Raw genomic sequence first — 7,466 nt, forward strand, 5'->3', positions numbered from 1 at the left:
TTTTCAGGAGAAAGCAAGATGAATCCCTTTTCTTATAACATCAGATTAAAGACATATCCCGATAAGGCAAAAGAATGGGCTGGGGGCGTTTATTATCCTAGAATAGCGCATGTAGAGGATTTAGATGCCACTACTAAAGCCAATTATCTTAAGGCTCTTGATGGAGACGTTTTGCAGATAAGTTCTAAAACCTGGACAGAGACAGAAGTTACGGGTTTTGGAATATATCAGTATGTCAATAGCCCGATTTTTACCTATAATACAGGTCTTAAGGATGGAAAGTGGACTGTAACCTTTGTAAATAAAGGCTCAGAGAGCATTATGGCAAACTGTTATGCAGATGAAGTCCTTATGATAAAAGATCTGGAAATACCGGCAGGAGAGGCCAGGACAGAGAGTTTCATAAACTGCTCTATTCATGAAGAGACCAGTCTTCAATTTTTCGTCTCAGATAGCGCAGTCACCGAGGAAGATGCTTGTGAAAAGAGTCTGTGCATCAGCGATATTTCTTATAGTGAAGTGAAAAGAATAAGCGATGAGAATAAAGATAAATTAAGAAAATCCACTATTTTCCTTGCTTCTGATTCAACGGTGCAGTCCTATGAGGAGTTTTACTATCCCCAGACTGGCTGGGGGCAGGTCTTTGTAAAATATGTGTGCCCCAAGGAGGATCTTATTGATTATCAGGCCGAAGATCACTGCTATCCTCAGTGCCATGTGTATGAGCGAAGATCCGTATATGTTGAAAATAGATCCATCGGCGCAAGAAGTGCCAGGTCATTCATTGACGAGGGCAAGTGGAATTCGCTACTATTACGGGCCAAAGCTGGGGACTATGTTCTTCTTCAGTGGGCTCATAATGACGCGACAGCGGTGCGCCCAAATAGATATGTCTGCCCTGAGGAGTTTGATGGTTTTTTGATGAAATATATAAATTCCTGCAGAGCAAGAGGGATTTATCCGATTCTTGTAACACCCGTATCTAGGCGAAACTGTGATGAGCATGACGGAAATTTTATGCTTTCATTTGGCAAGTACAGGGATGTGATGCTGGAAGTTGCTAGGCGCGAAAATGTTCCTTGTGTTGATCTATGTACTCTTAGTAACAACTACCTCAAGGAGATAGGAGGCGAGGAGGCGAAATCTCTTTATCTGTGGTGTCCGGCAGGAGCATATCCGGAAAGTGCCTATGCAGATGGAGTTTCAGACAACACTCATTTACAGGAGTATGGTGCAGAAGTTTACGCAAGGATGGTTGCGCAGGCTCTTATATCAATGAAAGGCTTTCCTGAAATTGAAGCTCTAAAGCCCTATCTGGATATCACATATGTCCCTGAAAAAAGAACTGTCAGTATGGTTGAAAAGCCTGTGGATCTCAAGGTTCCAAGCGGCTTTGCTCTTCAGGAACTGAATATAAATGACAAAAAGGCAAACTTCCTCCTAATCTGGAATGATGTAGAGGGTGCTGTTTCCTACAATGTATATAGAAAGGGGTCCGTTGATTTTCAGTTTTTCCCTCTTAGGAGCGTAAGCGCAGAGGAAAAGAAAACTTCTGCTGTTCTTCCATTTATCCTGCCTGCAGCAGATGTATATCAGGTGAAAGTAACAGCAGTTTTTGCAGATGGCAAGGAGAGTAACCCCAGCAGAATCATAGAATTCAGGGCCTAAAAATGACTAAAAGGAAATACTAAAATGCAAGAACTTATAAACTTTAATACAAACTGGAAATTTCATTTTGGAGATATTGTATCTGTAAGAAATAGATGGGCTTTGGCCAAGTCTGGCTCTTTTAACCAGGGGCCTGAGAGCAAGAGCTATGATGATAGTAGTTGGAGAGAAGTGACACTTCCTCACGATTTTGTGTTCGAAACAAAGCCCTATGCTTATGCTGAAAAGGAGTTTGACAAGGACAATACTATTCCTGCAATGGAGGATGTGAACAATATACATACAACATCAGGCTCCTTTGATAAGAATGTAGGCTGGTACAGGAAGCACTTCTTTGTCCCAGAGGAATACCTTGGCAAGAAACTTTATCTTATTTTTGATGGAATTTACAGAGATTCATATTTCTATCTTAATGAGTTTTTTCTTGAACATGAGCCAAGTGGCTACTGCAAAATAGTTATAGACATCACAGATACTGCCGCCTATGGGGAGAATAATGTTCTTGCCATACGTTGTGATGCCAGACAGGCGGAAGGATGGTTCTACGAGGGCGGTGGAATTTACAGAAATGCCTATCTGAAAGTGGTGGAAAAAGAGCATGTGGAAGATCTTTTTGTTTACGGGCAACCTGAGGATAACTTTAAGAGAGCAGAAGTAGCGATTTCTGGCAGGATTTTTGGAACAGGTGAGCTTTGTAGCAGGAATGCTCATGCGTATAAGGCGCTCCTTTGCATTGAAATAATTGATAGTAAAGGTGAACTGGTAAACAAAAGCAACTTAAGTCTTGCAGGTGATGAGAGTATATCAGATGATAGTAAGATAATGGAGCTTACGTATCTATCTGATATTGGAGCCTATGAGTTTAAAACAAAGATCATATTAGATGAGCCAAGACTGTGGTCAGTAGATAGGCCTGAGCTTTACAGACTCATATGCAGGCTTGAAACATGCGGAGAAGTCAGAAATGTAGCTGAAACAAGCTTTGGAATAAGGTCTGCCAGGTTTGATAATAACGAGGGATTTCTTTTAAATGGAGAGAGACTCAAGATCAAGGGAGTATGCTGCCATCAGAATCATGGTGGCCTTGGAAACGCTGTTCCTCCTGAAGTTATGCGCTACCGTATAAAGAAGCTTAAGGAAATGGGGGCAAATGGCTATAGAGGAGCACATTACCCACTGTCGGAGGATTTTCTTGATATCTGTGACCAAGAAGGAATGCTGGTCATGCTTGAAACAAGGCTTCTATCCAGTGCCAGGGCAGATATGCATGAACTTGAGAGAATGGTCAAGGTTGGAAGAAATCACCCAAGTGTCATAATTTATTCCATAGGAAATGAGGAGGCTCAGTCCCAGGCAACAAGGCAGGGAACAAGGATAGCTGCTACAATGATAGATTATGTAAAGCGTCTTGATCCATACAGACCTGTTACAATGGCTCTTTTGATGCTGGACATGAAGACCAATGAGGTTATCACAGATTATAAGGTCTTAGAGGGAATTTCCAGGCAACTTGATGTTGCTGGTTACAATTATCATAGCGATCTCTATGAGAAGTTTCACAAGGAATATCCAGATCAGCCCTTTATCAGCACGGAAATGGGGACTTTTAAGTCAACCAGAGGCTGTTATGAAACTGACAAAGAAAAATGTCATCTGGCTATCAATGAGAAAAAGCCATATTACATGTATGGCGCTGAGAGGTGGAGAGACTGCAAGCCGGACTGGGTAAGTGGACTGTTTATCTGGACTGGTTTTGATTATTATGGCGAGCCTACTCCCTTTGCCTGGCCTGCTATTAGCAGTCAGTTTGGCGCAATGGATTTATGCGGTAATCCCAAGGACTTCTACTATTTTTATAAGGCATGGTGGACAGATGAAAGTGTTATTCACGCGTATCCGGATATGAATCAGGAGCCGGGGAAGGTTCTTGATTACTATGTTTTTTCAAATGCAGAGGAAGTGGAAATCGTTTTAAATGGCAAGAGTCTTGGTAAAAAGAAAATGCCAAAAGACGACTATTTAGTTTGGGAAAATGTAGTATCTGAGAGAGGCCAAATGGAAGTAATTGGCTATAGAAACGGTGCAGAATGCATGAGAAAGGTAAATGAAACTGCAGAAACTTTGTCGGCAAGGCTTGTTGTTACAGAGGATTACAGGGAAAACGACCTGGTTATCAGAAAACTGGAACTAAGTGATAAAAACGGTAATCTAGTGACTAATGCGGATGTAAGATTTGATATACCTTCTGAGTGGGGAACTCTTTTGGGCGCATCAAATGGTGATCCTTCGGATCATACAGGTGGAAAGGCGGGATTCGTTAGTACCTTTCATGGTCTTGCCCAGGTAATCACCAGAGAGGATTAAAAAAGCAAATCTGGTCATATAAAATTTTTTATTTATGACCTTTTTAGTATTATCAGTTTGATGCTATATTAGGTTAAGTTTAAAAATTTCTTAATCTAAAGGCTCAAAGGAGAAGGCTATGAAAAACGATAATGTTAGAACACTTACCTATGCAGGTCTTATGGCTGCACTATGCTATGTGGGATATGCTGTATTTCCAGCAATTAACGCATCAGGCACCAAGGTTCATCTTGGAAATGCATTTGTAGTACTGGCAGCTTTGCTTATAGGTGGCCTTTATGGCGGACTTGCAGGCGCAGTAGGCCTTACAATTGCAGATTTGTCACTTGGCTATACTGCATCAGCGCCCAGAACATTTATAACAAAGCTGGTTATTGGTCTTATTGTAGGACTTGTTGCTCACAAGATTGCCAAGATATCGGAGGAGCACAAGAAGACATATATACTGCTGTGGTCATCTCTTGCAGCGGTTGCAGGACTTGTTTTTAACTGTGTATTTGAACCAGCTCTTAAATACGTATGGTTTACTATTCTTACTCCAAATGCAGAAAAGGCTGCAGCTGCCATCAGCGCGCTTCTGGCAGTTACAACCTATACTACTATGATAAATGCAGTGATCAATTCAGTCCTTGCTATCATCATTTATAATGCTCTTCGCCCGGCTCTTAACAAGGCCAATCTGTTTCCCACTGTTACAAAGGCAAAAGAGGCATGAATTAAACGTAGGTTCCATCTTCAAAGTCTATGTTCTGAATAAAGGAAACTATATATACATCAGTACTTCTGGGATTTTCCATAAAGTAGTCTTCGATGGCTACTTTGTGGCGATTCCCATTTTCATCTAACTGCTGAACAATGCGCATAACTCTCTTTTTGCCTGCAGCGTGGGCATCTATAAGGCTTTTTCTATTAAAAGCCTTTTCTATTTCCTCTTTTGATTCAGGAACAGTCATTTCAACAATCTGCTTGAGGCAGCTGTCATAGGGACCCGTTTCTGGAATTTCTGTATTTAAAAAGTTTTCACGTCTCATGAATGTGTAAGAGTTCTTGCTAATATTTGCAAATTTAATTATCTGGAACTTTTTGTATACAGATTCTATGAGTATCCTTACCTGCTCAAACACTGCTGACTGGTCTTCAAACAGATCCATTGCTTCCATCTCAACAGGAGCTTCTTCTTTTATCATATTGATAAAATCTGTCTTAGGAATAGGTTTAGAAAAGATATAACCCTGGATATAGTCACAGTCGCAGGTATTGATAAACTGAAGCTGTTCCGGAGTCTCAACGCCTTCAACTACTGTAAGGAGCTTTAGCCTGTGCGCAAAATAAAATACAGACTCTAAGGTTATTCTTCCCTTTTCAGTAAGACAGTTGTCATTAAGAAATGACCTGTCTATCTTAAGGATTCGTGCTGGAATATCCTTTACAAATGACATGGAAGACATACCAGATCCAAAATCATCGATTGAAACCATGTAACCAGCTTTTTCTATAGAATGGACCCAATTCATGACTTCATCTTTATCCGCTGTAACATCAGACTCTGTGATTTCTACACCAAAATAGTATTTATCTATACCATAGGAATCTACTAATCTATTCAGTTTTTCAATAAATTGCTTATCCTTGGCGTGCTCTCTGCTAAAATTAACACTGATCCTTACTGCTTTATCCTTGAGCTGCTTGATCGTCTTGCAGGCATCTTCAGCAACGAACCAATCTACAAGCGAGAGCTGACCAGCTTCCTCAAGAATAGGAATAAAGTCCCCGGGAAGTACTACAGTTCCATCTGATTTGATCCATCTGACAAGTGCCTCGGCTCCGCCTATAACACCTTCCTTGGCATTATATTGTGGCTGATAATATGCTTGCAACTCACCGACTTCCATGGCTGCAACTATGTCATGTAAAAGATATTTCTGTTCCATTTTTCCCTCAAATAAATACTAAAAACAACAAAACACAGAGGGAGAGTATATATTGTGTTCAATTGAATGTCAATATACGAGAAAACAAAATTCACGGATATTGGTTCGAAATTTCAACGTTGAATTGTTTTATGGAATTTTAAATTCAATGGCAAGTACGCTCCAACAATATCTATAGCTATAACTTAGATATCATAAGGACACCAAATTTCTTTTTATTATTCTACTTATAATAAAGGAAGAGGCTATTAGTATTTGTTGTGCACCTTTTCTGCGAAGCACATCATATCTTTTACATGTATTTTCTGGCCATCATCGAGGATAGCTGTTCCGGAAAGGCGGCCAAATACCTGGTGCTGATCCGAGACAATTATCTTGTAGTCAAGGCAGGCGGCTCTATCAAGAACAGGAACGAAATCCATTTCAAATCGCCCATCAGAAGATGTGAACTTCCAGGGATCCATATAGCTATTTTCAGGAATGTGGAAAGTGATATCATCTAATTTATGAGCTACGCCATCATAAAAAAGGATATTTTCTGTGGCGGCCTTTGTATTGCCGAAGCCATATCCTATATTAAAGCCAAAGGCCTTTCCATCGATATCACAGTTTCCAGATCCCCAGAACCAGGTATTGTCATAGGTCCAGACACCACGTCCCCAGTCAAGGGTGCCAAAATCAGTGTCAGGGTCAAATTCATATTTCTGTCCATCATATAACATATATCCAGAAGCACGCATGCAATTTATTTTCTGATTATAGTAAAAACATCGGTCCTTATCCCAAGGAGTTGCTATTACCATAGTGTCCATTTGTGGCTGCTTCAGGAAAATGTCGCAATCAAAGGGCTTTCCTTCATTGAAGTTTTCGAAGTGGCAGGTGATATGTCTTTCTCCAGAGAGAACTTCGAACTTCATTTGAAGACGATTATCTTTATAATATGTAGTACCTGTGGAAGATGAAGATGGAAGCGCAAACTTACCCATTGGGAAAGTGTTAAGAACAGTTTCAGTATGCTCCCAGGGACTCTCGTTAAAGGTTAAAAGAGAAACAGATTGCAGACCAATATATCCATCATCAGAAATGGTGAAGGCCCCTGCAAAGCTATCAGATAGAATAAGGTAATAGTCCCATTCCTTAATTCGCCACTTTGGAGCCTTGATCATGGACCTGTCATATTCCTGCAAAAGAGATCTGGACCAGCCAGGTTCTATTAGATTTCCGTGAGCATTTAAAAGCGGATGTGGAGATAAGACTTCATGATTTCTATCCATAAAAACCCCCTTTAGAATTATGGAATATATTAGCGTAGGTATTTAAAAGACAGCTATGAAACAGGCATTCCAGGTATGTCTGCTATATATATTTTATTTGAAGCAGGTGAGAATGTACATAGTACTAATGGATTGCAAATAACGTCAAGAAAAAAATGTTAAAAAAGTTGTTGACACTAATATAGGCCAGTGATATATTTATATACGTTGCTGCTGCGGACACGAAGCG

General features: G+C 40.3%; 5 protein-coding genes. 3 read left to right on the forward strand and 2 right to left on the reverse strand.

The window, feature by feature from the left end; all coding sequences use genetic code 11:
* Positions 1–18: 18 nt before the first annotated feature.
* The 3 genes from BLO53_RS13230 to BLO53_RS13240 all read left to right on the forward strand — a co-directional run bounded on the left by BLO53_RS13230 (position 19) and on the right by BLO53_RS13240 (position 4,747).
* Complete coding sequence (locus BLO53_RS13230; protein WP_092062537.1) at positions 19–1,668, forward strand: rhamnogalacturonan acetylesterase; 1,650 nt, start codon at positions 19–21, stop codon at positions 1,666–1,668.
* Positions 1,669–1,692: 24 nt separating this feature from the next.
* Complete coding sequence (locus BLO53_RS13235) at positions 1,693–4,032, forward strand: glycoside hydrolase family 2 TIM barrel-domain containing protein (RefSeq protein WP_092062540.1); 2,340 nt, start codon at positions 1,693–1,695, stop codon at positions 4,030–4,032.
* Positions 4,033–4,150: 118 nt separating this feature from the next.
* A complete protein-coding gene (locus tag BLO53_RS13240) occupies positions 4,151–4,747 on the forward strand; it encodes an ECF transporter S component (RefSeq protein ID WP_026490199.1) in 597 nt (198 codons plus the stop codon).
* A gap of 1 nt (position 4,748) precedes the next feature.
* On the opposite strand, the gene BLO53_RS13245 is transcribed toward BLO53_RS13240, so the two are convergent.
* Together BLO53_RS13245 and BLO53_RS13250 are read right to left on the reverse strand one after the other, a co-directional pair.
* Positions 4,749–5,963, reverse strand: a complete 1,215-nt coding sequence (locus BLO53_RS13245; protein ID WP_092062543.1) for an EAL domain-containing protein — start codon at positions 5,961–5,963, stop codon at positions 4,749–4,751.
* A gap of 248 nt (positions 5,964–6,211) precedes the next feature.
* A complete protein-coding gene (locus BLO53_RS13250) occupies positions 6,212–7,237 on the reverse strand; it encodes a DUF2804 domain-containing protein (protein WP_092062546.1) in 1,026 nt (341 codons plus the stop codon).
* Positions 7,238–7,466 lie beyond the last annotated feature (229 nt).

The sequence above is a fragment of the Butyrivibrio sp. INlla14 genome, from assembly GCF_900102515.1.
GTDB lineage: Bacteria > Bacillota > Clostridia > Lachnospirales > Lachnospiraceae > Butyrivibrio.

What these genes read in the sequence shown, in the direction of transcription:
- BLO53_RS13230 (WP_092062537.1), top strand. Translation starts at nt 19, where the DNA reads ATGAATCCCTTTTCTTATAACATCAGATTAAAGACATATCCCGATAAG.
- BLO53_RS13235 (WP_092062540.1), top strand. Translation starts at nt 1,693, where the DNA reads ATGCAAGAACTTATAAACTTTAATACAAACTGGAAATTTCATTTTGGA.
- BLO53_RS13240 (WP_026490199.1), top strand. Translation starts at nt 4,151, where the DNA reads ATGAAAAACGATAATGTTAGAACACTTACCTATGCAGGTCTTATGGCT.
- BLO53_RS13245 (WP_092062543.1), bottom strand. Translation starts at nt 5,963, where the DNA reads ATGGAACAGAAATATCTTTTACATGACATAGTTGCAGCCATGGAAGTC.
- BLO53_RS13250 (WP_092062546.1), bottom strand. Translation starts at nt 7,237, where the DNA reads ATGGATAGAAATCATGAAGTCTTATCTCCACATCCGCTTTTAAATGCT.